The organism is Dietzia sp. CH92 (genome assembly GCF_032248695.1).
In the GTDB taxonomy this organism is placed as follows: Bacteria; Actinomycetota; Actinomycetes; order Mycobacteriales; family Mycobacteriaceae; genus Dietzia.
Genome location: NZ_JAVHXC010000004.1, coordinates 88063 through 111988 on the forward strand (window position 1 = coordinate 88063; position 23926 = coordinate 111988).

A 23926-nucleotide genomic window follows, 5' to 3' on the forward strand; every position below is an offset into this window, starting at 1 on the left:
GGCGAGCGGTCCGGCGAGTCAGGGCGGGCCGATCCGCAGCATCCGGGTGAGGGTGGGTTGCCACATGACGCCCGGGCCGTCTCCGCGGGCGACGATCGTCCCGGTGAGCTCCATCGGCTCGTCGAGCGGGCCGTGGCCGATGAACGTGCGGGCCACTTCCCGACCCGTCGTCACCTCCGTCGAGGTCACGTCCACCGGCCCGAACTTCTGTGCCAGCCCCTGGTCGAGCGGAGCCGCGGCCGACCCGGGCGCCGGATCCCGGAGCGGGCCGTAGGCCAGCGCGTGGATGAGCCCGTCGCCGGTCGTCGCCTTGGGTAGCGACGCCGTGCGCGCGAGGGACGTCCACGCCCGCGAACAGGAGCCGTCCGCGCCGACGTCGACCCTGGTCATCCCTCCGGTGTACGGCGCCGACGCCGGCACCGCGGGGCCGTCCACCGCGAACGGCGGGTACTCGAAGCCGTAGGTGTTGACCAGGATCAACGCCTCCCCGGCAGGGTCACCGGTCGACGGGACAGCACCGGCCGCGATGATCGAGTTCTCCGTGGCCGCCGGCCCCTCGATCACGACGCCGTCAGGAGCGGCGGAGTCGGGGCGCAATGTGGTGGCGAACGCCGGCATCCGGCACACCGGCGACCCGTCCTCACGCCGCAGGACGACGAGGTCCGGATGGGCGGCGTCATCGGTGAACGCCACCAGCGAGTCACCGGGACCGAAGTAGGTGGGCGTGGTCCCCGACCCGTGCGCCAGCAGGCCCGGTTTCCGCCCCGGCCCCACCTCGTAGCCGTGCCGCCAGCGCACGGTCGGCGTACCGTCCGCCGAGGAGTCGATCTCGTAGAGCGCGCGGGTGGTGATCACCGACGCACCCCCCGGCCGGACCGTCAGCCCGTTGGAGATCCTCTCCCCTGCAGGCAGGGCGAGGTGGCGGAGCTCGTCGTCGTCGCCCCCGTCACCGACACCCGCACCGGCGTCGCGCGGCCGCACCGTCCCCACCACCCCGCCGGACGTCGCGAACCACACCCGCCCGTCGAAGGCGGGCATGAGGCCGGTGATCGCGTCCCCGTGGGGGACGGCCGGCGCCAGGTCCGCGAGGACGTCGACCGACATGCGCCACGTCCCGTCCGGCGCCCGGTGATGCCCCACGGCGAGGAGACGACGATCGCCGTCGGCGACCACCACCCGGTCACGGTCGTCCAGGTAGCCGTACACCCCGCCCAGCAGGGCGCCCTTGGTCAGCTGGACCTCCGCCAGCACCGCCGCGGTGTCGGGATGGAACAGCTTGACCGTCGGCGCGAGAGGCGTGGGCGGGGTGAGGCCGAGGTAGGCGGTGCACAGGGCGACCGGCATCCCGTCGGAGCCCACGAACACCGTCGAACACGTGGCCCCCGTCAGCCCCGAGGCGATCGCCGGATTCGCACCGGGCCCACGCCCCGGCAGGGTGTCGGTCGAGGCGGCGTCACCGTGGACGGTGGCGGTGCCCGCGGGTCCGAACCCGGACGGGGACACCGCCGACCGCGCCGACGCCACCCCCGGCGTCACCACGGACCCGAGCATCACGACGAGCGACGCCGCCAGCGCGGCCAGACCACTACCCGACACACCCATGGCGTGATTCCACCACCGCCCGGCCTCCCCCGTCTCGAACACAGTCATCAGCGGTGGCCCGTAACATCACCGTCTGATAACGAGATAGACCGTTCGTGAGAGGTCCGGCCTATCGGACCTCGGTAGTGGACGGAGTACACGGTGTCGGACGCGGGGCCAGCCTTCCCTCCGCGATACCGGACCTCGCCGTACCCGCGTGCGACAGACGCGTTCGCGCCCGCACGCGTGCTCGACCAGATGTCGGGACAGGAGAACCTGGTCGTCGTCCACGCCGGTCGCTTCGGCGGCGCGACCACCCTGCTGCGCTCCTGGCTGGACACCCGGTCCCCCGACGGTCACGTGGTGGCCCACCTGATCGGTCCCGACCCCGCCGCCGGCGAGGCCCACTACTGGAGTTGCGTGCACGAGGCCCTCGTCGCGGCGGCGTCCGCGCGGCCGGCTCTCCCCTCCCTCTCGGGGCGGGGCGGGGCCGCGGACTCCCCGGGCGATCCGGACGCCGCCTTCGGCCTCGTCCTGGACGCACTTCGCCACGGAACCCGCCCCCTCACCCTGCTGCTCGACGACCTCCACCTGCTCTCCGACCCCGTCGGTCGGACGGGTGACCTGCTCGCCGCGGCACCTGCCGGCGGACTCCGGATCCTCGGGACGACGCGGGCGGCCGCCCCCTGGGCGGCCCGCGGCGCCGGGGTGCCCGGCCAGAAGGTCATCACCGCGCCCGAGGTGGTGTTCGAGCCCACGGAGGTCGCGGGGCTGCTCGACGCCACCCGCTCCGCCATCGACCGGCGCAGCACGGAGATCATCCACCAACTCACCGAGGGGTTACCCGGCCTGGTCGCGGCTGTGTGCGCCTCCGTCCCGGGATCGGCCCTGGCCGCCCCCACCCACCTCGACGAGCACGTCGAGGCGGTCATCCACCATGAGGTCCGCCGCGCCCTCGACACCGCCTTCGGACCGGGACCCGCGCGGCGGTCGCTCGCGCTCTCCGCTGCGGCGTCACCACTGACCGCGGCGTCCGCGGCACCGCTCGTCGACGACCCCGGGGCGTTCCTCTCACTCCTCGACGCGAGCGGGTTCGCCCATCCCACCGGCAGCCCCAGGGATCCGGAATGGCGTTTCCCCCGCCCCGTGCGGTCCTCCCTGCTGCGGACCTGCCGCGAGGAAGCTCCTACCGAGCTGCACGACTACCGGCTCGAGCTGGTCCGCCACTTGCTGGACTCCGACTCACCCGCGCACGCCCTGACGGTGGCCGGGGATCTCGAGGACTGGCCGCTGGTGGTGCGGATCGCCCGCGAGAACCTACACGTCCTCTACACCCGCCACTACGCGGTCACCATGACGGACGAGGTCCTCGCCCGGGTCCCCGCGCATCTCCTCGCCGATGAACCCGACCTCGAGCGCCTGCGCCGCGTCCACCACACGTTCTCCGGCCCCCCGGACGTGACGTCGAGGGACGGGCTGCCGGCCCCCCTGCCGCCGGACGGGCAGGCCACCACCGGCGACGAGGACGGGCAGACGCGGGAATGGACCACGACCATCATCCGCGCACTCGAGCTGCGGATCGAGGGCGACTACGCCGGGGCCGTCCGACTGTGTGACGACCTCGTGTCCCGGCCGACCCCGGAGGCCGAGACGATCCCCGAGGCGAACCGGGACCCACTCGGCTTCGCCTACACCCACATCGGGATCAGCTACATCATGACCGGGCGGTTCACCGACGCCATCGCCGCCCTGCGCCGTGCCCCTCGCGTGACCACCGAGTCCCTCGTCCACCGGGACGTGGCGGGCAAGCTCGCACTGGTCCACACCGTCCTCGGCGATCTCCACGACGCCCGCGAGAACCTGACCGAGGAACGCCGCCACCCGGCATTGCCCGCGGCCACCGAGATCCTCGTCCGGCCGGCGGGGGACGCCGCGGCCGCACTCCTCGCGCTGGAGCGGTTCGACCTGGACACCGCGAGCGGGGTGCTGGGCGATCTCGGACCGCCCGGCGACCACGAGGAGTTCTGGGGCTTCGTCCTCTACGCCTGGGGACAGTTCCACCTGGCGGCCGGCACCCCCGGGCAGGGACTGCGATTCCTCGACGCTCATCAGCCCCGTTTCGCCCCTCTGCACACGGACGGCGCCGTCGTCGTGCCACTCCTGCAGGCGGTGCGGGCCGACCTCCACCTGGCGTGCCACCAGCCCGACGAGGCCGCCGCGGCGCTCTCCGGCTCCGTGCACCCGCTCACGTCCGCGGCCCGGGCACGGCTCCTGCTCCTCACCGACGACCCCCGCTCCGCGCTGGATCTCGCCTGTGAGGCGCTGCGAGACCCGGCGAGCACGACGAGGGTGTCCCTCGAACTCGAACTGGTGGCCGCCGCCGCGAGCCTGGCCACGGGAGATGTTCCCCGGGCCCGGCACCACGCCTCGGCTGCCGTCCTCACCCACCGCGTGTCGGGCCTGGACGCCCCGTTCCGCACCCTCCCCGCCGCGGTCGGCGACCGCCTCGGCAGCCTGGCTCCCGATCTCCCCACGCCCCCGCGAGCGACCGGACCCGGGTTCGGGACCCTCACCTTTCACGCGGACTGGCAGTTCATGACCTCAGAAGAACCCCTGCCCCGCCCTGTCGAGGCCCGGCTGACGAAACGCGAACGCGAAGTCCTCCTGGAACTCGCGACGGACGCCTCCGTCAAGCAGATCGCGGCCCGGGGATACGTCAGCCCCAACACCATCAAGTCCCAGATCCGCGCGGTCTACCGCAAGCTCGGCGTCTCCACCAGGGAGGCCGCGGTCGCCAAGGCGAGGAGCCTCGACCTATTCTGATCGACCCGCTCCGTCTCCGGTCGAAACGCCCCACGGCCCGCCCGTGAGACCATCGACCCAGCGGCGTCACCACGAGGAGATCGAGCAGATGAGCGCAGGCCACACCCGCCCGGGCGCCGCCCGGATCGCCGGGGAACTCCTGCTCACCGTGGGCGCGATCCTGCTGCTCTACGTGTTCTACGAGGCGTTCTGGACCAATCTGGCCGCCGGGCGGCTGCAGGCCGAGGCGACCGCGGGACTCGAGGAGCGGTGGAGCGACGCCCCCGCCGTGGCCGCGGCCGCCGAGCCCGTCCCCCCGGCCGCGCCGCCGATGGGCGCCCCCTTCGCCCGCATCCACCTGCCGACGCTCGGCGAGGACGCGGACTACGCGGTGGTCGAGGGCACCCGCACCGAGGACCTGCGCACCGGCCCCGGCCACTACCCCGGCACGCAGATGCCCGGCGAACCCGGCAACGCCGCGCTCGCCGGGCACCGCAACGGCTCCGGCGCCGTGTTCGAGCACCTGGACCGGCTCGAGGCGTGCGACGCGATCGTCGTCGAGACGGCCACGCAGTGGATGACCTACCGCGTCCTGCCGACGGGAGCCGACGAACCCGAGCGCCGGGCGACCGCGGCCGCCTGCCTCGCGCCCCCGCAGGTCGAGCGGGTCGCCGCGGGCGACTATTCACACGTGGCCGGGCGGCACATCACCACGCCCCGTGCGGTCGAGGTCATCGCCCCCGTCCCCGGGCAACCGGGCCCGGCACCGGCGGCGGGCGAGGCCGAGCGGCTGCTCACCCTCACCACGTGCCACCCGATGTACTCCGCCGCGGAGCGACTGATCGTCCACGCGATGCTCGCCGAGACCACCGCCAAGACCGACGGCCGCCCGGCCGCACTGGAGGACTGATGTACGCCTACCTGTGGCGGGCGCTGCCCGGCCCGCGGCCCGTGAAGATCCTCCTCGCGGTGGCCCTGCTGGCCGCGGTGTTCCTCACGCTCATGGAGGTCGTGTTCCCGTGGGTGGCCGAGCAGCTGCCGCACACCGACGTCACCGTCTAGCGCCGGAGACGGCTCAGATGTGGACGGTGACGTCCGCGTCCGCGCGCAGCTTCTGCGACAACTCCTCCATCGCGGCCGCCTCCTTCTGGACGCGTACCTGCTCGGCGACCTCGCCGCGGACCTGCTCCAGCGGCGGCAGCCCGCCACCGCCGGCACCGCCACCGGCCATGGCCTGTTGCTGACCGATCTGCTCGTACGCGGCCTCGACCTCGGCGTCGCTCGCCTCGAACTCGCCGAACTCGGCCGTGATGAGCTTCTCCACGCGCAGCTGCTTGTCGATCTGCTCGAGCACCGCCTCGCGGTCCAGTCCCTGCTCCCCCATCGCCGAGAGGAACTCGTCGGTGCTCACCTGGTTACGCTCGGCGAACTCCGCGAGCTCGGCCCGGACCTCGTCCTGGGAGACGTCGATGCCGCGCTTGCCCGCCTCCTGGGTGAGCAGCTCGGTGCCCACCAGCCCGTCGGTGGTGAGCGTTCTGAGCTGCGCCTCGTCGACGGGCTGGCCCGTCATCTGCGCCTGCATGCTCATCTGCTGGTACTGGTTCTCGAACACCGACAGGAACTCGTCGCGCGAGATCTCCGTCCCGTTCACCTCGGCGACCGGGTCCGGGATGTCCGACGTATCGGGGCCGGGGGGAGCCTGCTCACCGCCCGGCTCCTGCCCGTCCGCCGGTTCGGACTGCTCGGCCGCGGCCGGGGTGCCGGAGGCGCTGGCCTCGTCGTCGTCGCCCCCGGCACCGCAGCCCGCGACCACCAGGACGGTCCCGACGGCGGCGACCGCCGCCCTCCATGTCCGTGCGCGCACTCGATCTCCTCACGTTGTCCGTGTGCGTGAAGACGCCGACGGTACACACCGGAGTTAGGCGGGAGCTGTGCGCGCGGCGCGCCCGGGGCTCGAACAGCGCGGCGCGCGGCGCGGCGCTTCACCCGCGCCGCCCGCCGCCGGGTGCGTCAGAACCGCAGGATCGCGCCCTCCGCGACATCCTGTGGCAGCGAGTCCACTACGACCACCGACCCGGACGTCGCCAACACGTGCCCGATCGCCGCGTCGAGGTCGTCGGGCCCGTGGTCGGCCGCGCACCGCCGGCGCGTCACCAGCAGCCTCTCGACGCGGGCCTCCTTGGCGGCCTTGAGGATCTCGGAACCGCCGCCGACGATCGCCCGGCCGGCTCCGATCGCGTCACCGAGCCGCTCGGCGTCGCCCTCCGCGCGGCGCCCGAGGGCCGGCCCGACGATCGCCCACGCCCGCTCGTGCAGCTCGCCCGCCGACAGGGCGTCGGGGTTGCCGGCGACCACCTCGTCCACCAGGTGCTCGTAGCCCAGGTACTCGCGGAACCTCGGCAGGTGCTCACCCACGGCGGCCAGGACCACCGGGCGCCGGTCGTTGGGCTCCAGCTGCTCCCGCAGGCCCTGCGCGACCTGGCGCAGGAACTTGTCGCGCTGCACGTCGCCGACCTCGGCGCCCGTGCCGTGACTGTGCAGGACGCCCGCGCCACCGCCGTTGCCGGTGGGGCCCGCGCTGAAGCGCTGCTGCTGGTGCGCGGGCGGCTGCTCGTCGCCGGCCATGTCCTCCACCGACGACGGGATGGAACCCAGGTCCAGCTCGCGGACCGTCGACGCGGTGCCCTCGAAGAGCCGGACCTTGTTCTGACTGCCCGCCAGGATCAGGAACTCACCGTCCGACACCGCCGCCGGCACGATCGGCCGGACCGCGAACCGGTCGCTCACGTGGACCGCCTCGGGCAGCGCGGTGGCGACGCGGTAGGCGCGCCACAGCCCGTCGGTCGCGAACAGCGCGAGCCCGTCGGAGAGCTGCTGCCAGTAGGTGTCGTCCTCGAGCAGCGCGACCAGCGGCCCCAGGATGCCGGCCGCCTCCTCCGCCGACGCGCCGTGGGCGGAGAGCTGGCCCTCGGCCTCCTTGATGAGCGACTTGGCCCGGATGGGGTTCTCCCGGACCTCGGCGCCTCCGCGGGCGGTGGGCAGGAAGATCGACACGGCCCGGCCGGTACTGGTGCCCAGCTCGGCGAGGTCGGTCAGCGGGATCGGATCGACGTGCGCGGTACGGGTGACATCAGCCATGACCCGACGTTACCCACGTCACAGCGTCCCGTGGGTTCGGTGACCGGGTTGTTGTGGGGCTGTGACATTGGGTGCGCGACAGTGGGTCCGGGGGTGACCGGGGGGCCGCGGATACCATCGCGGGAGTGACCGATGTGCCTGAGACGACCGACCGGCGGCCGGTGAGTACGGCCCGGGTCCTCACCACCCTCATGGTGCCGATGTTCATGGCGCTGCTCGCGCTCTCGGTGATCAACGTGGCGCTGCCGGTGATCGGCACGGCCCTGGACTCGGACTCGCGTGGCCTGCAGTGGGTGGTGTCGGGGTACGCGCTGGCGTTCGGGCTGTTGTTGGTGCCGTCGGGTCGCCTCGGCGACGCGACCGGGCGCAAGCGCCTGTTCCTCGCGGGTGTCGCGGTGTTCGTGGGCGGGGCGGTGGTCGCCGGGTTCGCGCAGTCCATCGAGATGCTCAACCTGGCGCGCCTCATCCAGGGTGTGGGCTCGGGGATGCTCAACCCGCAGACGTTCGGCCTGATCCAGAAGTACTTCCGCGGCGGGGCACGGGCGCGCGCGTTCGCGACGCTCGCCACGACCGTGTCCGTCGCGACGGCGTCGGGGCCGCTCGTCGGCGGCCTGCTCATCGAGGCCCTGGGCGACGACCTGGGGTGGCGGGCGATGTTCCTGGTCAACGTGCCGCTGGGCGTGCTGGCGATGGTGCTGGGGTGGCGGTGGTTGCCCGACGACCGCCGCCTGCCGCCCGGCGAGGAGAGCCCCGACGTGGGCGGGTCCGCCGCGCGCGCCGGGGACATGGCCCGCCTCGCCGCCGAGCGGGAGGAGGCCGCGCGCGGGGGCGCCGGACGTGGCGGGGCCGGGGACGAGGACGGGCGCGGGGACCGGGCCCACGGTGATGACGACGACCACGACGACGACGAAGCCGGCCGCGCCTCGCGGATCACAGCCGCGGTGAACGCAGCTCTGCCGAGACCGCCCCGGGCGCGCCGGCGGGCACGGCTGGACCTCGACCCGGTCGGCATCGTCCTGCTCGGCGCGGCCGTGCTGTCGCTGATGCTTCCCTTCCTCACCCGCGGCGGGACCCCCGCCTACTGGGCACTGGTCCCGGTCGGGCTGGGGTTCCTGGCCGCCTTCGTGTGGTGGGAACGACGCTACGAGCGCCTCGGCCGGCCCCCGCTGGTCAACCCGGACATCTTCCGCGACCGGGCGTTCCGCAACGGCATGGTGATCGTGTCGATCTACTTCGTCGGCGGGACGAGCCTGTGGATCGTCATGCCGATGTACCTGCAGTTCCACCTGGGGTACGCGCCCATCGACTCGGCGCTCATCAGCCTGCCCGCCTCGATCTGCGCCGCCGTCTCGGCCCAGGTGGCGGGACGGTTCGTACTGCGGCTGGGCCGGCGCATGGTGATCACCGGGTTCTGCATCACCATCACGGCCCTGCTCACCTTCATCCTGCTCGCGGGAGTCGTCGAGTCGGGCGCGGTGAGCTACCTGATCTTCATGGTCCCGGCCACGATGATGGGCACCGCGCAGGGCATGACCATCTCCCCCAACCAGACGCTCACCCTGCGCGCGGTCGACCCGGCGTACGGCGGGGTGGCGGGCAGCATCATCTCGCTCGGCCAGCGCATGGGGACAGCGGTGGGCACGGCGATCGTGCCGGGCGTGCTGTTCTGGATCGTCGAGTCCCAGGGGGACTGGCTGCTGGCGTTCCGGGTGGCGATCGGCCTCATCGCCGCCCTCGCGGCGGGCGCGCTGGCGTTCAGCATCGTCGACCGGCGGCGCGAGATCCGCGAGACGTGACGGGCGCCCCTCACCCCTTTTTCACCCTCGGTTCACCCGCCAAAACCCCTGCTCCGGAGCGCTTGTGGGGCTCTGCGTCGACTAGCCTCCAGGCATCCCGCCGCCAGCGGGCGGTTCTGGTCGACAAGGGGGGACGATGGACGCGTGGACGGACTACGTCGAGTGGTCGGGGCTGGACGTGACCCGGCTGCCGGGAGCCGCCGACGCCCACGAGGGGGCTGCCGGCCCGGTCACGGCGCGGCGGCGCGGGAGGGTCTGTGTCCTCCGCCGGCCGATCCGGCTCAGAGGCGGGCGGCGAGCTCGACGCCCTGCCTGATCGCCCGCTCGGCGTCCAGCTCCGCGGCCACGTCCGCCCCGCCGATCACGTGGACGCGGCCGCCCACCCCGCCGCCCGGCTGATCGGACAACTCATCGACCAGGTCCCGCACGGATTCCTGGCCGGCGCACACCACGACCGAGTCCACCCGCACGACCCGGGGACGGCCGTCGGAGTCGAGGATGTGCAGCCCGTCGTCGTCGACCCTCACATACGTCACGCCCGTGTACTGCAGGACTCCCCCGGCCTCGAGCTCGGCGCGGTGCACCCACCCGGTGGTCTTCCCGAGGCCGCGGCCGATGCGGGTGGTCTTGCGCTGGAGCAGGTGCACCTCGTGCGCCGGGGCGTCGCGCACGGCGGTCCCCAGTCCCCCGCGCGCCTGCGCCGGGTCGGCCACGCCCCAGTGCCGACGCCACGCCTCGACATCCGTGGAGTGGCCGTGGGCGCGGGAGCCGTCGAGTGCCAGCCCCGACCCACCGGCCAGGAGGAACTGCGCCACGTCCACGCCGATTCCGCCGGCGCCGATCACCGCGACGCGGCGGCCGGGAGTGCGCGCGCCGGTGAGCAGCTCAGGATAGGTCATCACCATCGGGTGCCCGGCGCCGGGAATGGTGATGTCGCGCGGCCGGACGCCGGTCGCCACCACCACGTGGTCGAACCCCGCGAGCTCCGCCGCGGTGGGCGCGTGCCCCAGGCGGACGGGCACGCCCAGCACGTCGAGCCGCCGGGAGAAGTAGGCCAACGACGCCGCGAACTCCTCCTTGCCCGGCACGCGCATCGCGTAGCGGAACTGGCCGCCGATCGCGCCGGTGGCCTCGAACACCTCCACCGCCAGCCCACGCGACGCCGCGGCCTCCGCGCACGCCAGGCCCGCCGGTCCCGCGCCCACCACGGCGACCCTCCCCCCGGCCCGCGCCCCTGCCCACGCAGCCTGAGCCCCGGCCCGCGCCCCGGCCAGCGCCCCGGCTCGCCCATTCCGCGAGCCGTCGCTTGTGTACGTTTTTCTGTCGGACGTCCTGGGGAAACGCTGACGCAAGTGACGGCTGTCCGCCGGCGCCGGGGTGAGCACCAGCTCGGTCTCCCTGCCCGCGCGCGGATTGACCAGGCACGACGCGCGCTTGCCCGCGAAGGTGTGGTCGAGGCAGGCCTGGTTGCAGGCGATGCAGACGTTGATCTCGTCGGCCCGCCCCTCGGCGACCTTGGCGGGGAACGCGGGGTCGGCCAGCAGCGGACGTGCCATGGAGACGAGGTCGGCCGCGCCGTCGGCGAGGATCCGCTCGGCCACCTCCGGGGTGTTGATGCGGTTGGAGGCGATCACCGGCACCCCGACGGCGCCCTTGAGCCGCGCGGTGACGTCGGCGAAAGCGGCGCGCGGGACCGAGGTGACGATGGTGGGGATCCGGGATTCGTGCCAGCCGATGCCGGTGTTGAACACGTCCACACCGGCGGCCTCGAGGCGTTGGGCGAGCTCGGCCGTCTCGTCCCAGGTCTGCCCGTCCTCCACCAGGTCGAGCAGGCTGATCCGGTACTGCACCAGGAAGTCAGACCCCACCTCGGCCCGGATGCGGCGCACGATCTCCTCGGGGAAGCGCATCCGCTTGTCGGCCGTGCCACCCCAGGCGTCGGTGCGGTGGTTGGTGCGCGCGGCGAGGAACTGGTTGATGAGGTAGCCCTCGGAGCCCATGATCTCGACGCCGTCATAGCCCGCGCGTCGGGCCAGTCGCGCGGCCCGGACCCAGTGGTCGATGGTCCGCTCGACGCCGCGGGAGCTCAGGGCCCGGGCGCCGAACCAACTGATGGGCGACCTGGTGGACGAAGCCGAGCGGACCAGCGGGTGGTAACCGTAGCGCCCGGCGTGCAGGACCTGCAGCAGGATGTGTGCGCCCTCGGCGTGGACGGCGTCGGTGAGCCCGCGGTGCGCGTCGGCCACCCGCCGCGAGGCCATCATCGACCCCGCCGGCAGCAGCCAGCCCTCGACGTTCGGCGCGTAGCCGCCGGTGACGAGCAGGGCCGCGCCGCCGCGCGCCCGTTCGGCGAAGTAGGCGGTGAGCTCGGGCAGGTGGCGGGTGCGGTCCTCCAGCCCCGTGTGCATCGAGCCCATCACCACGCGGTTGCGCAGGGTGAGGTGCCCGACGGCGAGGGGGCTCAGGAGGTGGGGGTGGCTCGGGCTCATGGGGCTGATTGTGCCCGCCGGGCCTCCGAACTTACTCGGCAGTAGGGGAATTTTCCCTCACAGATTCCGCGGACCCGCCGCGCCGATGCGGGCCGATCACGGGGCCTCAAGGCCCTTCCCGGCCGCGACGCGCGCCGAAACTGAACGATCGTATATGTGATGCATCAGCGCGACACCCGGCTGACCAGCGATAATCCGGGCTCGAGCCCGCCCGGGCACCGGGGGTGACCGCGGGTGGCCAGCGGCGAGGTGGACATACCGTCAGATCCGCGGCCCCCCTCGCCGCGTCCACATCCCCCATATCCCTCAGGACCCCTCATGACACGCATCGTCAGGCTCCGCATCCGCGCCGTCGCGCTCGCGGCCGCGACCTTCACCGTCCTGGCCGCCCCGGCCACCTGGGCCCAGTCCCTCGAATTCACCCTCGCCGCACCCGCCCCGTGCGAGCAGGCCACCGCCGCCGAGCTCGAGCAGGTGGTCGCGGACATCCACGAGCACACCAACCTCCGACGCGCCGAGGCCGAGGTCGCCCCCGTCGCCCGTCTCGACACCCTCGACGGGATCGCCCGGAACTGGAGCGAGCGGATGGCCGCCGGGGACCGGATGTACCACAACCCACGCGTGCGGGCCGAGATCACCGCCGCGTTCCCCGGGCAGTGGCGCAGTTACGGCGAGAACGTCCTGCAGAACTGGTGCGGCGTCTCCGGAGACGCTCTTGTCCAGCAGTGGATGAACTCCCCACCCCACCGCGTGAACCTACTGGACCCGCGGCACACCCACCTCGGTGTGGGCGTCGACGTCGCCGACAGCCGGAAGCTGTACTCCACCCAGAACTTCGTCGCCCTGCGCTGAGCCACGGACGGCTCCACACCTGCCGCCCCCGCCTCCGTCCCATGCGGAGTCGGGGGCGGCGCCGTCTCCGGCGGGGCCGGGGGCGACGCCGTCCCACCCGGAGTCGGGGGCGGCACCGTCTCCGGTGGGGTGCCGCGATGTAACGCCTGTGACTAGAGTGACGACAGATGCAGGAGTGACTCGGGTGCGGCATCACGTCCCCGGCCCGGTCGTTCCCCTACACGCCGGCCGCGGCACCCACCGCGGCCCGAGGAAAGGACCAACGCGTGCGTCGTCACCTCCGCCCCGCCATCGCCGCGGGCGCCGCGACCCTGCTTCTCGTCTCCGGCGCTGGCTCCGCGTCCGCACAGGGCTCGCTCGAGTTCACGCTGCCGTTCGGCCTGGTGATCCCCGGCCTGTCCTCGCTCGCCCCGGCGGCGGCGCCCGAGCCCGCAGCGGCGGTCGCGGGCGACCCGTCCGGCGATCTCCTGCCCGAGGAGGTCCGGCTCATGGCGTTCGAGGGCAGCGTCGTGGCGGCCGTCAACGAGGCCCGCCTCGTGGTGGGCGCCGACCGACTCGTCACCGACCCGGCCCTGGAGGCATCCGCCCGGGAGCGCGCCGCCGAGCTCGCCGCCGGCGGACCCGAGGCCGACGAGACCCCCGCCCCCGCCGACGCCCCGACCACCGGCACCCCCGCCGGCGAGGCGACCGGGGACGCCGACGCCGAGGCCGACCCCGACGCCGACCGCACGGTGGTCAACCTGCCCGCCGGCGGCACCCCGCAGAAGACCCTGTCCGCGATGCTCACCGACACCGAGATGCGCGAGCGCATGCTCGACGGCGGCTTCACGCGGGTCGGCGTGGGAGTGGCGACCGCCGAGGACGGCACCGTGCTCGTCGTCCAGGACTACGCCCGCGGCTGACCCACACACCCGTCCAGTGGGGGTGCGCCCGCACACGGTCGGGCGCAGGTCAGGACGGTCACCGGGTGATGACGGCTAGCTTAGGGCGCCCGCCCGGCCCTAGCGTGCCGGCTGGCGATCCGACCGTCGGGTCGCAGCACGCGAAAGGCACCCACACCCGTGACCCGAGCCCTCCACCATCTGCGCCGCGGCCTGATCCTGGTCGCCGCCGCGTCCGCCACCGTCGCCCTCGGCGCGGGACCCCAGGCGTCGGCCCAGGCCTCGGCCGAGGCGCCCCAGGCCCAGCTGCCGCAGATCCACCTGCCCGGCCTGACGATCGGGTTCGCCCCCGCACCCACCGGCGGCGCGCCCACCCTGGATCCGGCCTCCGCCGAGTACCGCGCCCAGCTCGAGGCCGCCACCAACGCCGCGCGCACCGCACACGGCCTCGCGCCGCTGCAGAGCCACGGTGGCCTGACCGACGTCGCGGTCCGCTGGAGCGGCGTGCAGGCCACTCAGAACCGCATGTTCCACAACCCGAACGTGCGCGGCGAGATCCCCGGTGGCTGGCGCCACTTCGGCGAGAACGTGCTGCAGAACTACGCCCACGCCACCCCGCAGCAGCTGGTGGACCAGTGGATGAACTCCCCCAGCCACCGCGCCAATCTGCTCAACCCGGGCCACACCTCGATGGGCATGGGCGCCGCCGTGGCCGCGGACGGCAAGCTCTACGCGACCCAGGTGTTCGCCCGCTACTGACGCCGCCCCGCCCGGCCGCCCCGCGCCGTGGCGCGCGTCAGGCGGGTACGCCCGCGAGCAGCGCGGCCAACCCCTGCTCGAACCGCGCGTCGAACTCGACCGGCGGCGTGGCGGGATCGGCCACCGTGAGGTTGTGGTGGGTCTGCTCCTCCAGGCTCAGCCCCACGACGTAGGCCGTGAGCGCGGTGGTGAGTCCCGGTGCCCGCTCCCCCAGCCCGTGACGGGCGCACGCCCCCTCGACGGCGTCCGCGACCGGGTTCGTGGCCCCCGCCGCGAGGCCCAGCGCGACGATCTCCGCCCCGTCCGGCACCCCCGTGACCGCCGCCCGCAGCGCCGCGCCGACCGCCCGCAGGTCGTCGGCGGCGGACGCACCGGGATCGACCGGGCCCATCGCCGCGAGGATGCGCTCGGCGACGGCGGTGAGCAGCGCCTGCTTGGACGGCACGTGCCAGTACAGCGCGCTCGGCTGCACGCCCAGCCGGGTCGCCAGCGTGCGCATCGACATGCCGGGCAGCCCCGCCTCGCGGAGCAGGTCGAGCGCGGTATCGACGACAGCCGTCGTGGTCAGGGCCATGAGGGCCGATCCTACCGGTCCCGCCGCACCGACCTGAACGCCGTACAGGCACTTCTCCTGAACGCTGTACAAGTCCGCACTCCTGGGCTAGCTTGAACGGCGTTCAATGAACGGCGTTCAGGAGGAAGCCATGCCCACCACGACTCCCCGCTGGCACGAGCTCGCGGACCACGTACTCGGCGGCGGCGCCATCACCGCGGCGGACGCCCTGGCGGTGCTCGACTCGCCGGACTCCGAGCTCATGGAGGTCGTCGCGGCCGCGTCCCGGCTGCGCTTCGCGCACTTCGGCAACACCGTCAAGGTCAACTACCTGGTCAACCTCAAATCCGGCCTGTGCCCCGAGGACTGCTTCTACTGCTCGCAGCGGCTCAACTCCACCGCCGGCATCCTGCGCTACACGTGGCTCGACACCGAGGAGGCCGTCACCGCGGCCAGGGCGGGCATCGCGGCCGGCGCCTCGCGGGTGTGCCTGGTCGCCAGCGGCACCGGCCCCAGCAACCGCGAGGTCGGCAAGGTCACCGACATCATCGAGGCCATCAAGAGCGACACCCCGGGCGTCGAGGTGTGCGCGTGCCTCGGCGCGCTGAAGGACGGGCAGGCCGAGAAGCTCTGCGCGAGCGGTGCCGACGCCTACAACCACAACCTCAACACGGCCGAGAGCCACTACGAGGAGATCTGCACGACCCACACCTACGCCGACCGCGAGCACACCGTCGCGCAGGCCCACGGCGCGGGCCTGTCGGCGTGCTCCGGCTTCATCGCCGGCATGGGCGAGACCCGCGAGCAGCTCGTCGAGCTGGCGCTGGACCTGCGCGCCAAGGAGGTCGACTCGATCCCGGTGAACTTCCTCCTGCCCTTCGACGGCACCCCGCTCGAGGGCGTGGACACGCTCACCCCCCGCGACTGCCTGCGCATCCTCGCGATGGTCCGCTTCATCGCCCCCGACACCGAGATCCGCGTGGCCGCCGGCCGCGAGCGGCACCTGGGCCACCTGCAGGGCATCGCGCTGTACGTCGCCAACTCGCTGTTCCTGGGCGACTACCTCACCAGCGAGGGCCAGCCGGGCGGCGAGGACCTGCAGATGATCGCCGACGCCGGCCTCGAGGTCCTGCAGCGGGACCAGCCCGCCCACGCCGGTGTGCAGGCCGACCCGGCGACCGCCGCGCCCGTCGCGGCCCCCGCGAGGCGGGACGAGAAGGTGGCCATCCGCACGCGCGGGGCCGGCACGAGCGAGCCCGCGAACGCCTGACATGTCGGCCTCGGTCCACCTCCCCGGCACGCACGACCTCGTCGTCGTCGACACCCCGACCTCCCCGACCACCCGCGGCGAGGGCACGCACCGCGCCGCGCACCCCACCGCGCACCCCGCCGCGCACCTGGCCGCCGACGCCGCGCGGGCGCGCACCGACGCGCTCCTGGCCGCCGACGCCGAACACGTCTGGCACCCCTACGGCGGCTTCCCCGCCAGCACCGACCCGCTCCCGGTGGTCTCCGCCGAGGGCGTGCGGCTCCGGCTGGCCGACGGGCGCGAACTCATCGACGGGATGAGTTCGTGGTGGGCGGCCATCCACGGCTATCGGCACCCGCACCTCGACGCCGCCGCGCACCGACAGATCGACACCATGAGCCACGTGATGTTCGGCGGACTCACCCACGAGCCGGCCGTCGAGCTCGCGACGCGCCTCGCGCGGATGGCGCCCGGCGCGCTGAACAAGGTGTTCCTCGCCGACTCGGGCTCAGTGTCCGTGGAGGTCGCGGCGAAGATGGCGATCCAGTACCAGCGCTCGCTCGGCCACCCGCGCCGCACCCGCCTGGCCACGTGGCGCGGCGGCTACCACGGCGACACCCTGGCACCGATGAGCGTGTGCGACCCCGACGGTGGCATGCACGCGATGTGGCGCGGCGTGGTGACCGAGCAGGTGTTCGCGCCCACCCCGCCCGGCCACTACGACCCGGCGTACGCCGCCGAGCTGGGGCGGGTGCTCCGCGCGCACGCCGGCGAGCTGGCCGGGATCATCGTGGAACCGATCGTCCAGGGCGCCGGCGGGATGCGCTTCCACCACCCCGCCTACCTGCGCGACCTGCGGCGGATCGCCGACGAGACCGGCGCGCTGCTCATATTCGACGAGATCGCCACCGGGTTCGGCCGCACCGGCGAGCTGTGGGCGGCCGACCACGCGGGCGTCGCGCCCGACGTGATGTGCGTGGGCAAGGCCCTGACCGGCGGCTACCTCACCCTCGCCGCGACGCTCACCACCGACCACGTGGCCGAGGTGATCAGCGCCGGCGAGGCCGGGGGCCTGGCGCACGGGCCGACGTTCATGGGCAACCCCCTGGCGTGCGCGGTGGCGTGCGCGTCGCTGGACCTGGTGGAGGCCGGCGAGTGGCGCGAGCGGGTGCCGCGCATCGAGGCGGGCCTGCGCCGCGGTCTGGCGCCCGCGCGGGAGCTGCGAGGCGTGGCGGACGTGCGGGTGTTGGGGGCGATCGGGGTGATCCAGCTGGACGCGCCGGTGGAGATGACGACGACGACGAGCGCGATCACCTCCCACGGCGTGTGGCTACGCCCCTTCCGGGACCTCGTCTACACGATGCCGCCGTTGACCTGCACGGACGCCGAGATCGACCGGATCTGTGCGGCCGCTGTGGCCGGGGCGGCGGCTGCGGGGGCGGGCCGATGACCGCGCAGCTTTCCCCCGCACTGGACTGGCTGGACGACGCCGCCGCCGACAGGGCCGCCCGTCACGTGCGTCGGGCCCTGACCGCGCGCGCGGCGGACGACGGGGTGATCGACCTGGCCTCCAACGACTACCTGGGGCTGGGTCGCGACCCGCGCGTGGTGGAGGCGGCCGTGGCGGCGACGCGCCGGTGGGGTGCGGGTGCGACCGGATCGCGCCTGGTCACCGGCACCACCGAGGAGCACCTGGCGCTCGAGGCCGAGCTCGCCGAGTTCTGCGGCCAGCCCGCCGGACTGGTGTTCTCCTCCGGGTACACGGCCAACCTCGGCGCGGTGGTGGCGCTGTCGGGTCGGGGGTCGCTCATCGTCTCCGACGGGGGCTCGCACGCCTCGCTGGTCGACGCGTGCCGGCTGTCGCGGGCGCGGGTCGTGGTGGTCGAGCGCGGCGATGTCGAGGCGGTCGCCAAGGCCCTGGCCACGCGCGGCGAGGACCGCGCCCTGGTGGTGACCGACTCGGTGTACAGCGCCGACGGCGAGCTGGCCCCGCTGCTCGCCCTGCACGGCGCGAGCAGGGCGCACGGCGCGGTGCTGCTGGTCGACGAGGCCCACGGCCTGGGCGTGCGCGGCGCCGGCGGCCGCGGCCTCGTGGCGGAGCTGGGGCTTAATCGGCACGAGGACGTGGTGGTGACGGCGACACTGTCCAAGGCTCTCGGCTCGCAGGGTGGCGTGGTGCTGGCCTCCGGGCGGGTGCGCGACCACCTGGTGGACACCGCGCGGACCTTCATCTTCGACACCGGTCTCGCCCCGTCCGCGGTGGGCGCGGCGCGCGCGGCGCTGGGCGTCCTGCGCGAGGAGCCCACCCGCGCCGCCCGGGCGCTCGAGGTGGCCGAGCACCTGGCCGCCGTGACGGGTGCCGATCAACCGTGTTCGGCGGTGGTGTCGGTGATCCTCGGCGACCCCGCCCGCGCGGTCTCGGCGGCCGCACGGTGCCTCGAACTGGGCGTGCGCGTGGGCTGCTTCCGTCCGCCGTCGGTGCCCGACGGCACGGCCCGGTTGCGGCTCACCGCCCGCGCGGACCTGTCCGCGGCCGACCTCGCACGGGCGGGTGACGTGCTGGTGCAGGCGCTGGCCGAGCACGGGCACCGGCACGGGCACCGGCACGGCCGCCGGGCCCCGCGGGCTGCGCAGCTCGACGAGCCCGCCGCGCGGCTCGAACGGCCCGCCGCTCGGCTCGAGGGGGCCTCGACATGACGGGCGCGGCGGTCGTGGTCACCGGCACCGGCACGGACGTCGGCAAGACCGTCGCCACCGCGGCGCTGGCCGCCGCCGCCCGGGCCGCCGGGTGGGACGTGGGCATCTGCAAGCCGATCCAGACCGGGGTCGGGCCGGACGAGCCCGGCGACGCCCACGAGGCCGCCCGCCTCTCGGGGGCGCGGCGCGTGCTGGAGGTGCGGCGGCTCCCCGATCCGCTCGCGCCCGAGACCGCCGCCCGCGTGACCGGGGCGCCGCAGTCCACGCTGGCGGACCTGGTCGAGCCGATCCGCGGCTGGCTCGCCGCGCCGGCGGGCGCCGCGCCCGCCCCCGGCCGGCTCGACCTCGTCGAGGGCGCCGGCGGCGTGCTGGTGCGCCTGGGCACCGACCTCACCGTGCTCGACCTGGCCACCGCGCTCGACGCCCCGGTGATCGTGGTGGCCCGCGCCGGCCTGGGCACCCTGTCGGACACCGAGCTGGCGGTACGCGCGATCGAGTCGGCGGGCCTGCGGTGCGCGGGGATCGTGCTCGGGTCGTGGCCCTACGACCCCAGCCTGGCCGAACGGTGCAACCTGGAGGACCTCCCGCGCCTGACCGGCGTGCCGCTACTCGGCCGGGTCCCCTCCGGCGCGGGTGGCCTGTCGCCGGCGGAGTTCACCGGTCGCGCGCCGGGGTGGTTCGGGTCGGACCTGCTCCCGGGGCTGATCCGCACCGCTCACCACGCGGCCCCCACCGGGGCGAGCCGGTAGAATCGGACCGACGTCGACGCAAGGAGGACACCCTGTCCACCCGCATCCGCCCGACCACCGATCAGGCCCTCGCCGGGGCGACCGCCGGCCATCTAATGGCCGGCATGGAGCCGTCCCCGGAGGCCGCCGACATCACCCGCCGCTTCGCCGACGGGCTGCTCAGCCGCGACGAGGCCCTCGCCGCGATCCGCGCCGCGGTGCGCGAGCGCACCGCCGGGGCCACCGCCTGATCCGATCGTGGTGAGCACGCATGGCCTCCCGGGATCCGTATCGGGAGCCCTCGGGGGTCCTGCGTAACCTCCTCGGCGTCACCGACCCCGCCGTGCTCGCCGAGTACGAACGCGACCTCGCCTTCTTCCGGGTCGTGGAGCTGGAACTCCACCCCGTCGACGGCTGCTTCGACTTCGCCCACCTCCGGGCGATCCACCGGTACATCCTCCAGGACATCTACGACTGGGCCGGCGAGCTGCGGACGGTCGACACCCGCGCGCTCGGCATCCCCCACGCCCGGCCGCAGTTCCTGGCCGACGAGCTCGACCGGGTGTTCCGCCGGATCGCGGACGACCCGCCCAGCACCACCGAGCCCGACGACGCCACCGACACGATCGCGTCGCACTGGTCCGAGCTCACGCTGGTCCACCCCTTCCGCGACGGCAACAGTCGCACCCAGCGAGTGTTCTTCGACCAGATGTTCCGCCACGCCGGGTGGGCGGTCGACTGGTCGGACGTCGACGCGACCGCAGCGCACGCCGCGCGCCACATGTCCGTGTACGGGCGGCCCGACTATCTGGCGGACCTGCTCCGTCGCGCCGTCCACCCCGCCGGCGACATGGCCGACGGGCACCTGTCCGCGACTCTGGGCTCGTTGTCGGTGGTCGACGCGGTCGAGCATTTCCACGCCATGCGGGCACACCGCGCGGCGGGCATCACCGACCCGTACGGTCGCCGCCGATGACCGTCAGGTGAGGTCGAGGAAGCCGCGCAGTTCGTCGAACGACTCCCGCACCACGGTGAAGTGCGCCCACTTCCCGCGCTGCTCGCGGGACAGCAGGCCGGCGTCCACGAGCTTCTTGAGGTGGTGGCTGACGGTCGGCTGGCTGAGGTCCACCACGTCGATCAGGTCGCACGCGCACACCGACTCGCACCCCTGCGCTGCGATGTGCGAGAGCAGCCGCAGGCGCGCCGGGTCGGCCAGGGCCTTGAGCCTGACCGCCATGCGTTCCGCGGTGGGCACGTCGAGCGGTCCGGCTGACATCGAGCAGCAGGTGTCGCGCACCGCGACCGTCCCACCCGGATCCCTCGCCGTCATCGCCACCCCTTCCGGCCGAGCCATACATTGACACCCTTCGATACGTCAGCCTAGCCTCGCTCCGTAGACATTCGCCGACCCAAGGATCCGCCGCGCTGATGAGCACACCCCCGACTGCGCCCGCCGCCGCGCCGGTCGCCAAGGAGATGTCCTTCCTCGACCGATATCTGGCGGTGTGGATCCTCGTGGCGATGGCCGCCGGCCTCCTGCTGGGGCGGTTCGTCCCCGGCCTCGACCGCGCGCTGGACGCGGGGAAGGTCGGCGGGATCTCCGTCCCAATCGCCGTCGGCCTGCTCGTGATGATGTACCCGGTCCTGGCCAAGGTCCGCTACGACGAGACCCACCGGGTGACCGGGGACCGCCGCCTGCTCACCCTCTCGCTGATCCTCAACTGGATCCTGGGTCCGGCGTTCATGTTCGCGCTGGCGTGGATCTTCCTGCCGGACCTGCCGGAGTACCGCACCGGCCTCATCATCGTCGGCCTGGCCCGCTGCATCGCCATGGTGTTCATCTGGAACGACCTGGCCTGCGGTGATCGTGAGGCCGCGGCCGTCCTGGTCGCGATCAACTCGGTGTTCCAGGTGGTCGCGTTCGGGGCGCTGGGCTGGTTCTATCTGCAGGTCCTGCCCGGCTGGCTGGGCCTGGAAACCACCACCGCGGAGTTCTCCGTGTGGGCGATCGTCGCGTCGGTGCTGGTGTTCCTCGGCATCCCCCTGCTGGCCGGCTTCCTCACGCGCGTCCTCGGCGAACGCGCGCGCGGACGCACCTGGTACGAGGAGACCTTCCTCCCGCGGATCGGACCGTGGGCGCTGTACGGGCTGCTCTTCACGATCGTCCTGCTGTTCGCCATGCAGGGCGAGGCCATCACCTCCCGGCCGCTGGACGTGGCGCGGATGGCGGTACCCCTGCTGCTGTACTTCGTGCTGATGTTCTTCTTCAGCCTGTTCGTCTCCCGGGCCGTCCGCCTCAACTACGCCAAGTCCACCTCGGTGGCGTTCACGGCGTCGGGCAACAACTTCGAGCTCGCGATCGCGGTGTCGATCGGCACGTTCGGCATCGCCTCGGGCCAGGCGCTCGCCGGGGTCGTGGGCCCGCTCATCGAGGTGCCCGTCCTGGTCGGGCTGGTCTACGTCGCGCTGTGGCTCGGCCCGCGCCTGTTCCCCGGCGACCCCACGCTGCCTGACCGCCCCGGCCGCCACGCCACGCCGACACCCTCCGCCACGCCACCCCACTCCACCACCCCGACCCCCGGAGCCGGCTCATGAGCGAATCCGCCCGCACTCCCAGCGTCCTGTTCGTCTGCGTGCGCAACGGCGGCAAGTCCCAGATGGCCGCCGCGCTGATGCGCCTGCACGCGGGCGACGCGGTCGAGGTCCACTCCGCCGGCACCGAACCCGGGTCGAAGATCAACGGGCTGTCGGCGGAGGCGGTGGCCGAGGTGGGTGCGGACATGTCGGGCGAGGCGCCCACCGCGCTCGACCCCGAACTGATGCGCCGGGTGGACCGGGTGGTGGTGCTCGGCGCCGAGGCCGCCGGGGAGATCGGCGACGACGACGAGGTCACCGCTGTCGATGTGTGGCGGACCGATGAGCCCTCGGACCGGGGCATCGAGGGGCTGGAGCGGATGCGTCTGGTCCGCGATGACATCGACCGCCGGGTCCGCGCGCTGATCGCCGAACTGGTCGACTCGGAGGCACATCAGTGACCACTGCTGCGACTGATCTGCCCGTCGTCGTCATCGGCGCGGGCCCCGTCGGCCTGGCCACCGCCGCCCACCTGCGCGAGCGGGGTCTCACTCCACTGGTCCTCGAGGCCGGTCCGACGGCGGCGGCCGCCGTCCGCCGGTGGGGGCACACCCGCCTGTTCTCCCCGTGGCGCTACAACATCGACGACGCCGCGAGACGGCTCCTCGAGCCGACCGGGTGGCAGTCCCCCGACCCGGAATCGCTGCCGACCGGCCATGAGCTTGCCGACGCCTACCTCGAGCCGCTGGCCAGCCTTCTGAACTCCGACGTCCGGACCGGCGCCCGCGTCGTCGCGGTCTCCCGCGCCGGGATGGACAAGACCCGCTCCGCGGGACGCGAGCAGACCCCGTTCCTCGTGCGCGTCGAGTGGGCCGACGGGCCGGCCTCCGACGTGTTCGCCCGGGCGGTCATCGACGCTTCCGGGACGTGGGGCCAGCCCAATCCCCTCGGGCGCTCGGGTCTGCCCGCGCCCGGGGAGCTCGAGGCCGCCGCCCGCGGCCGGATCACCGCACCACTCCCGGACATCACCGGCTCCGACCGCGACCACTTCGCCGGCCGCCATGTCCTGGTCGTCGGCGCCGGGCACTCCGCGGCCAACTCCTTGCTCGAACTGGTCGACCTCGCCCGGGAGGTGCCCGGTACCCGGATCAGCTGGGCAGTGCGCTCGGTGGACCTGTCCGGCGTCTACGGCGGAGGTGACCGCGACGAGCTGGCCGCACGCGGGGCGCTGGGGACGCGCCTGCGCGAGGCGGTGGAGTCCGGTGTGATCGATGCGCTCACCTCGTTCACTATCGCATCGTTCACGTCCACCGACTCAGGGCTGACCGTTCACGCCGACACCCCCTCCGGGCCGGAGGAGGTGACCGTGGACCTGCTGGTCCCCGCCACCGGCTTCCGCCCCGACCTGTCGATCCTGTCCGAGCTCCGGCTCGCCCTGGACCCGGCCGTGGAAGCCCCCCACCAGCTCGGCCCGCTCATCGACCCGGAGTTCCACTCCTGCGGCAGCGTCGAACCGCACGGCGAGCGCGTCCTGGCCCACCCGGAGCCGGGCTTCTACATCGTGGGCATGAAGAGCTACGGGCGGGCACCGACCTTCCTCATGGCCACCGGCTACGAGCAGGTGCGTTCGATCGCCGCGGCGCTGGCGGGCGACCGGGAGGCCGCCGATGACGTCAGACTCGAACTGCCCGAGACCGGGGTGTGCTCGACCGATCTCGGGGGCTCGTGCGACGCGCCCGCCGCACCGCAGCTCATCACCCTCACCTCGTCCGGCGGGTCGAGCTGCTGCTGACCGCGGCGTGGTGAGGGCCGGCGCACCGTCCTCGC

22 protein-coding genes are annotated in these 23926 nt (G+C 73.7%); 16 read left to right on the top strand and 6 right to left on the bottom strand.

The window, feature by feature from the left end:
* Window positions 1-18 precede the first annotated feature (18 nt).
* On the bottom strand, window positions 19-1602 hold the full coding sequence (locus tag RWK90_RS09750; protein WP_314037267.1) for a hypothetical protein: 1584 nt from the start codon (window positions 1600-1602) through the stop codon (window positions 19-21).
* 237 nt (window positions 1603-1839) lie between these two features.
* On the opposite strand from RWK90_RS09750, the gene RWK90_RS09755 reads away from it, so the two are divergent.
* The 3 genes from RWK90_RS09755 to RWK90_RS09765 all read left to right on the top strand — a co-directional run bounded on the left by RWK90_RS09755 (window position 1840) and on the right by RWK90_RS09765 (window position 5445).
* Window positions 1840-4404, top strand: a complete 2565-nt coding sequence (locus RWK90_RS09755; RefSeq protein ID WP_314037269.1) for a helix-turn-helix transcriptional regulator — start codon at window positions 1840-1842, stop codon at window positions 4402-4404.
* An 88-nt stretch (window positions 4405-4492) separates the two neighbouring features.
* Window positions 4493-5293 carry a class E sortase gene (locus RWK90_RS09760; protein WP_314037271.1) on the top strand — a complete coding sequence of 267 codons (801 nt, stop codon included), beginning with the start codon at window positions 4493-4495 and terminating at the stop codon, window positions 5291-5293.
* On the top strand, window positions 5293-5445 hold the full coding sequence (locus RWK90_RS09765) for a hypothetical protein (protein ID WP_314037273.1): 153 nt from the start codon (window positions 5293-5295) through the stop codon (window positions 5443-5445). The genes RWK90_RS09760 and RWK90_RS09765 overlap by 1 nt, the downstream gene beginning before the upstream one ends.
* Window positions 5446-5458: 13 nt before the next feature.
* Here RWK90_RS09765 and RWK90_RS09770 read toward each other — a convergent pair whose 3' ends face one another.
* Window positions 5459-6247 (bottom strand): SurA N-terminal domain-containing protein, encoded by a 789-nt coding sequence (locus RWK90_RS09770; RefSeq protein WP_314037275.1) that lies wholly within the window; start codon window positions 6245-6247, stop codon window positions 5459-5461.
* 146 nt (window positions 6248-6393) lie between these two features.
* Window positions 6394-7521, bottom strand: coding sequence for a hypothetical protein (locus tag RWK90_RS09775; RefSeq protein ID WP_314037277.1), 1128 nt, complete (start codon window positions 7519-7521; stop codon window positions 6394-6396).
* A 125-nt stretch (window positions 7522-7646) separates the two neighbouring features.
* Between RWK90_RS09775 and RWK90_RS09780 the strand changes: the two genes are divergently transcribed.
* Window positions 7647-9317, top strand: coding sequence for an MFS transporter (locus RWK90_RS09780; protein WP_314037278.1), 1671 nt, complete (start codon window positions 7647-7649; stop codon window positions 9315-9317).
* Between the two features lie 281 nt (window positions 9318-9598).
* Here RWK90_RS09780 and RWK90_RS09785 read toward each other — a convergent pair whose 3' ends face one another.
* Entirely contained in the window at window positions 9599-11806 is a 2208-nt protein-coding gene (locus tag RWK90_RS09785; RefSeq protein WP_314037280.1) for an NADPH-dependent 2,4-dienoyl-CoA reductase, read from the bottom strand.
* A 318-nt stretch (window positions 11807-12124) separates the two neighbouring features.
* Here RWK90_RS09785 and RWK90_RS09790 point away from each other — a divergent pair, with 318 nt between their 5' ends.
* The 3 genes from RWK90_RS09790 (at window position 12125) to RWK90_RS09800 (ending at window position 14298) form a co-directional block, all read left to right on the top strand.
* On the top strand, window positions 12125-12658 hold the full coding sequence (locus tag RWK90_RS09790) for a CAP domain-containing protein (protein WP_314037282.1): 534 nt from the start codon (window positions 12125-12127) through the stop codon (window positions 12656-12658).
* 266 nt (window positions 12659-12924) lie between these two features.
* Entirely contained in the window at window positions 12925-13560 is a 636-nt protein-coding gene (locus RWK90_RS09795; RefSeq protein WP_314037284.1) for a CAP domain-containing protein, read from the top strand.
* Window positions 13561-13719: 159 nt separating this feature from the next.
* Window positions 13720-14298, top strand: a complete 579-nt coding sequence (locus RWK90_RS09800; RefSeq protein ID WP_314037286.1) for a CAP domain-containing protein — start codon at window positions 13720-13722, stop codon at window positions 14296-14298.
* A 37-nt stretch (window positions 14299-14335) separates the two neighbouring features.
* Here RWK90_RS09800 and RWK90_RS09805 read toward each other — a convergent pair whose 3' ends face one another.
* On the bottom strand, window positions 14336-14872 hold the full coding sequence (locus RWK90_RS09805) for a TetR family transcriptional regulator (RefSeq protein ID WP_314037289.1): 537 nt from the start codon (window positions 14870-14872) through the stop codon (window positions 14336-14338).
* A gap of 130 nt (window positions 14873-15002) precedes the next feature.
* Here RWK90_RS09805 and bioB point away from each other — a divergent pair, with 130 nt between their 5' ends.
* The 6 genes from bioB (at window position 15003) to RWK90_RS09835 (ending at window position 20501) form a co-directional block, all read left to right on the top strand.
* Window positions 15003-16121, top strand: a complete 1119-nt coding sequence (gene bioB / locus RWK90_RS09810) for a biotin synthase BioB (RefSeq protein ID WP_314037291.1) — start codon at window positions 15003-15005, stop codon at window positions 16119-16121.
* Between the two features lies 1 nt (window position 16122).
* Window positions 16123-17550 (top strand): adenosylmethionine--8-amino-7-oxononanoate transaminase, encoded by a 1428-nt coding sequence (locus tag RWK90_RS09815; RefSeq protein WP_314037293.1) that lies wholly within the window; start codon window positions 16123-16125, stop codon window positions 17548-17550.
* Window positions 17547-18797 (top strand): 8-amino-7-oxononanoate synthase, encoded by a 1251-nt coding sequence (locus tag RWK90_RS09820; RefSeq protein WP_314037294.1) that lies wholly within the window; start codon window positions 17547-17549, stop codon window positions 18795-18797. The genes RWK90_RS09815 and RWK90_RS09820 overlap by 4 nt, the downstream gene beginning before the upstream one ends.
* The gene (gene bioD / locus RWK90_RS09825) at window positions 18794-19546 is read left to right on the top strand and encodes a dethiobiotin synthase (protein ID WP_314037296.1); all 753 of its coding nucleotides are present in this window, start codon (window positions 18794-18796) and stop codon (window positions 19544-19546) included. Before RWK90_RS09820 ends, bioD begins: the two co-directional genes overlap by 4 nt.
* 104 nt (window positions 19547-19650) lie before the next feature.
* Window positions 19651-19776 (top strand): hypothetical protein, encoded by a 126-nt coding sequence (locus RWK90_RS09830; protein ID WP_314037298.1) that lies wholly within the window; start codon window positions 19651-19653, stop codon window positions 19774-19776.
* 20 nt (window positions 19777-19796) lie between these two features.
* Window positions 19797-20501 (top strand): Fic family protein, encoded by a 705-nt coding sequence (locus RWK90_RS09835; RefSeq protein WP_314037300.1) that lies wholly within the window; start codon window positions 19797-19799, stop codon window positions 20499-20501.
* A 3-nt stretch (window positions 20502-20504) separates the two neighbouring features.
* On the opposite strand, the gene RWK90_RS09840 is transcribed toward RWK90_RS09835, so the two are convergent.
* Window positions 20505-20855 (bottom strand): metalloregulator ArsR/SmtB family transcription factor, encoded by a 351-nt coding sequence (locus tag RWK90_RS09840; RefSeq protein ID WP_396230312.1) that lies wholly within the window; start codon window positions 20853-20855, stop codon window positions 20505-20507.
* 98 nt (window positions 20856-20953) lie between these two features.
* Between RWK90_RS09840 and arsB the strand changes: the two genes are divergently transcribed.
* From arsB to RWK90_RS09855, 3 genes are read left to right on the top strand one after another with little or no spacing between them, the layout of a single operon-like run.
* Entirely contained in the window at window positions 20954-22120 is a 1167-nt protein-coding gene (arsB, locus tag RWK90_RS09845; protein WP_314037302.1) for an ACR3 family arsenite efflux transporter, read from the top strand.
* Window positions 22117-22560 (top strand): low molecular weight phosphatase family protein, encoded by a 444-nt coding sequence (locus tag RWK90_RS09850; RefSeq protein WP_314037304.1) that lies wholly within the window; start codon window positions 22117-22119, stop codon window positions 22558-22560. Before arsB ends, RWK90_RS09850 begins: the two co-directional genes overlap by 4 nt.
* A complete protein-coding gene (locus RWK90_RS09855; protein ID WP_314037306.1) occupies window positions 22557-23891 on the top strand; it encodes an FAD-dependent oxidoreductase in 1335 nt (444 codons plus the stop codon). Before RWK90_RS09850 ends, RWK90_RS09855 begins: the two co-directional genes overlap by 4 nt.
* Window positions 23892-23926: the final 35 nt, after the last annotated feature.

Bases quoted from the DNA above. Each gene is read 5' to 3' on its own strand.
- RWK90_RS09750 (WP_314037267.1), bottom strand. From the start codon at position 1,602: ATGGGTGTGTCGGGTAGTGGTCTGGCCGCGCTGGCGGCGTCGCTCGTC.
- RWK90_RS09755 (WP_314037269.1), top strand. From the start codon at position 1,840: ATGTCGGGACAGGAGAACCTGGTCGTCGTCCACGCCGGTCGCTTCGGC.
- RWK90_RS09760 (WP_314037271.1), top strand. From the start codon at position 4,493: ATGAGCGCAGGCCACACCCGCCCGGGCGCCGCCCGGATCGCCGGGGAA.
- RWK90_RS09765 (WP_314037273.1), top strand. From the start codon at position 5,293: ATGTACGCCTACCTGTGGCGGGCGCTGCCCGGCCCGCGGCCCGTGAAG.
- RWK90_RS09775 (WP_314037277.1), bottom strand. From the start codon at position 7,521: ATGGCTGATGTCACCCGTACCGCGCACGTCGATCCGATCCCGCTGACC.
- RWK90_RS09785 (WP_314037280.1), bottom strand. From the start codon at position 11,806: ATGAGCCCGAGCCACCCCCACCTCCTGAGCCCCCTCGCCGTCGGGCAC.
- RWK90_RS09790 (WP_314037282.1), top strand. From the start codon at position 12,125: ATGACACGCATCGTCAGGCTCCGCATCCGCGCCGTCGCGCTCGCGGCC.
- RWK90_RS09805 (WP_314037289.1), bottom strand. From the start codon at position 14,872: ATGGCCCTGACCACGACGGCTGTCGTCGATACCGCGCTCGACCTGCTC.
- bioB (WP_314037291.1), top strand. From the start codon at position 15,003: ATGCCCACCACGACTCCCCGCTGGCACGAGCTCGCGGACCACGTACTC.
- RWK90_RS09815 (WP_314037293.1), top strand. From the start codon at position 16,123: ATGTCGGCCTCGGTCCACCTCCCCGGCACGCACGACCTCGTCGTCGTC.
- RWK90_RS09820 (WP_314037294.1), top strand. From the start codon at position 17,547: ATGACCGCGCAGCTTTCCCCCGCACTGGACTGGCTGGACGACGCCGCC.
- bioD (WP_314037296.1), top strand. From the start codon at position 18,794: ATGACGGGCGCGGCGGTCGTGGTCACCGGCACCGGCACGGACGTCGGC.
- RWK90_RS09830 (WP_314037298.1), top strand. From the start codon at position 19,651: ATGGAGCCGTCCCCGGAGGCCGCCGACATCACCCGCCGCTTCGCCGAC.
- RWK90_RS09835 (WP_314037300.1), top strand. From the start codon at position 19,797: ATGGCCTCCCGGGATCCGTATCGGGAGCCCTCGGGGGTCCTGCGTAAC.
- RWK90_RS09840 (WP_396230312.1), bottom strand. From the start codon at position 20,855: ATGACGGCGAGGGATCCGGGTGGGACGGTCGCGGTGCGCGACACCTGC.
- arsB (WP_314037302.1), top strand. From the start codon at position 20,954: ATGAGCACACCCCCGACTGCGCCCGCCGCCGCGCCGGTCGCCAAGGAG.
- RWK90_RS09850 (WP_314037304.1), top strand. From the start codon at position 22,117: ATGAGCGAATCCGCCCGCACTCCCAGCGTCCTGTTCGTCTGCGTGCGC.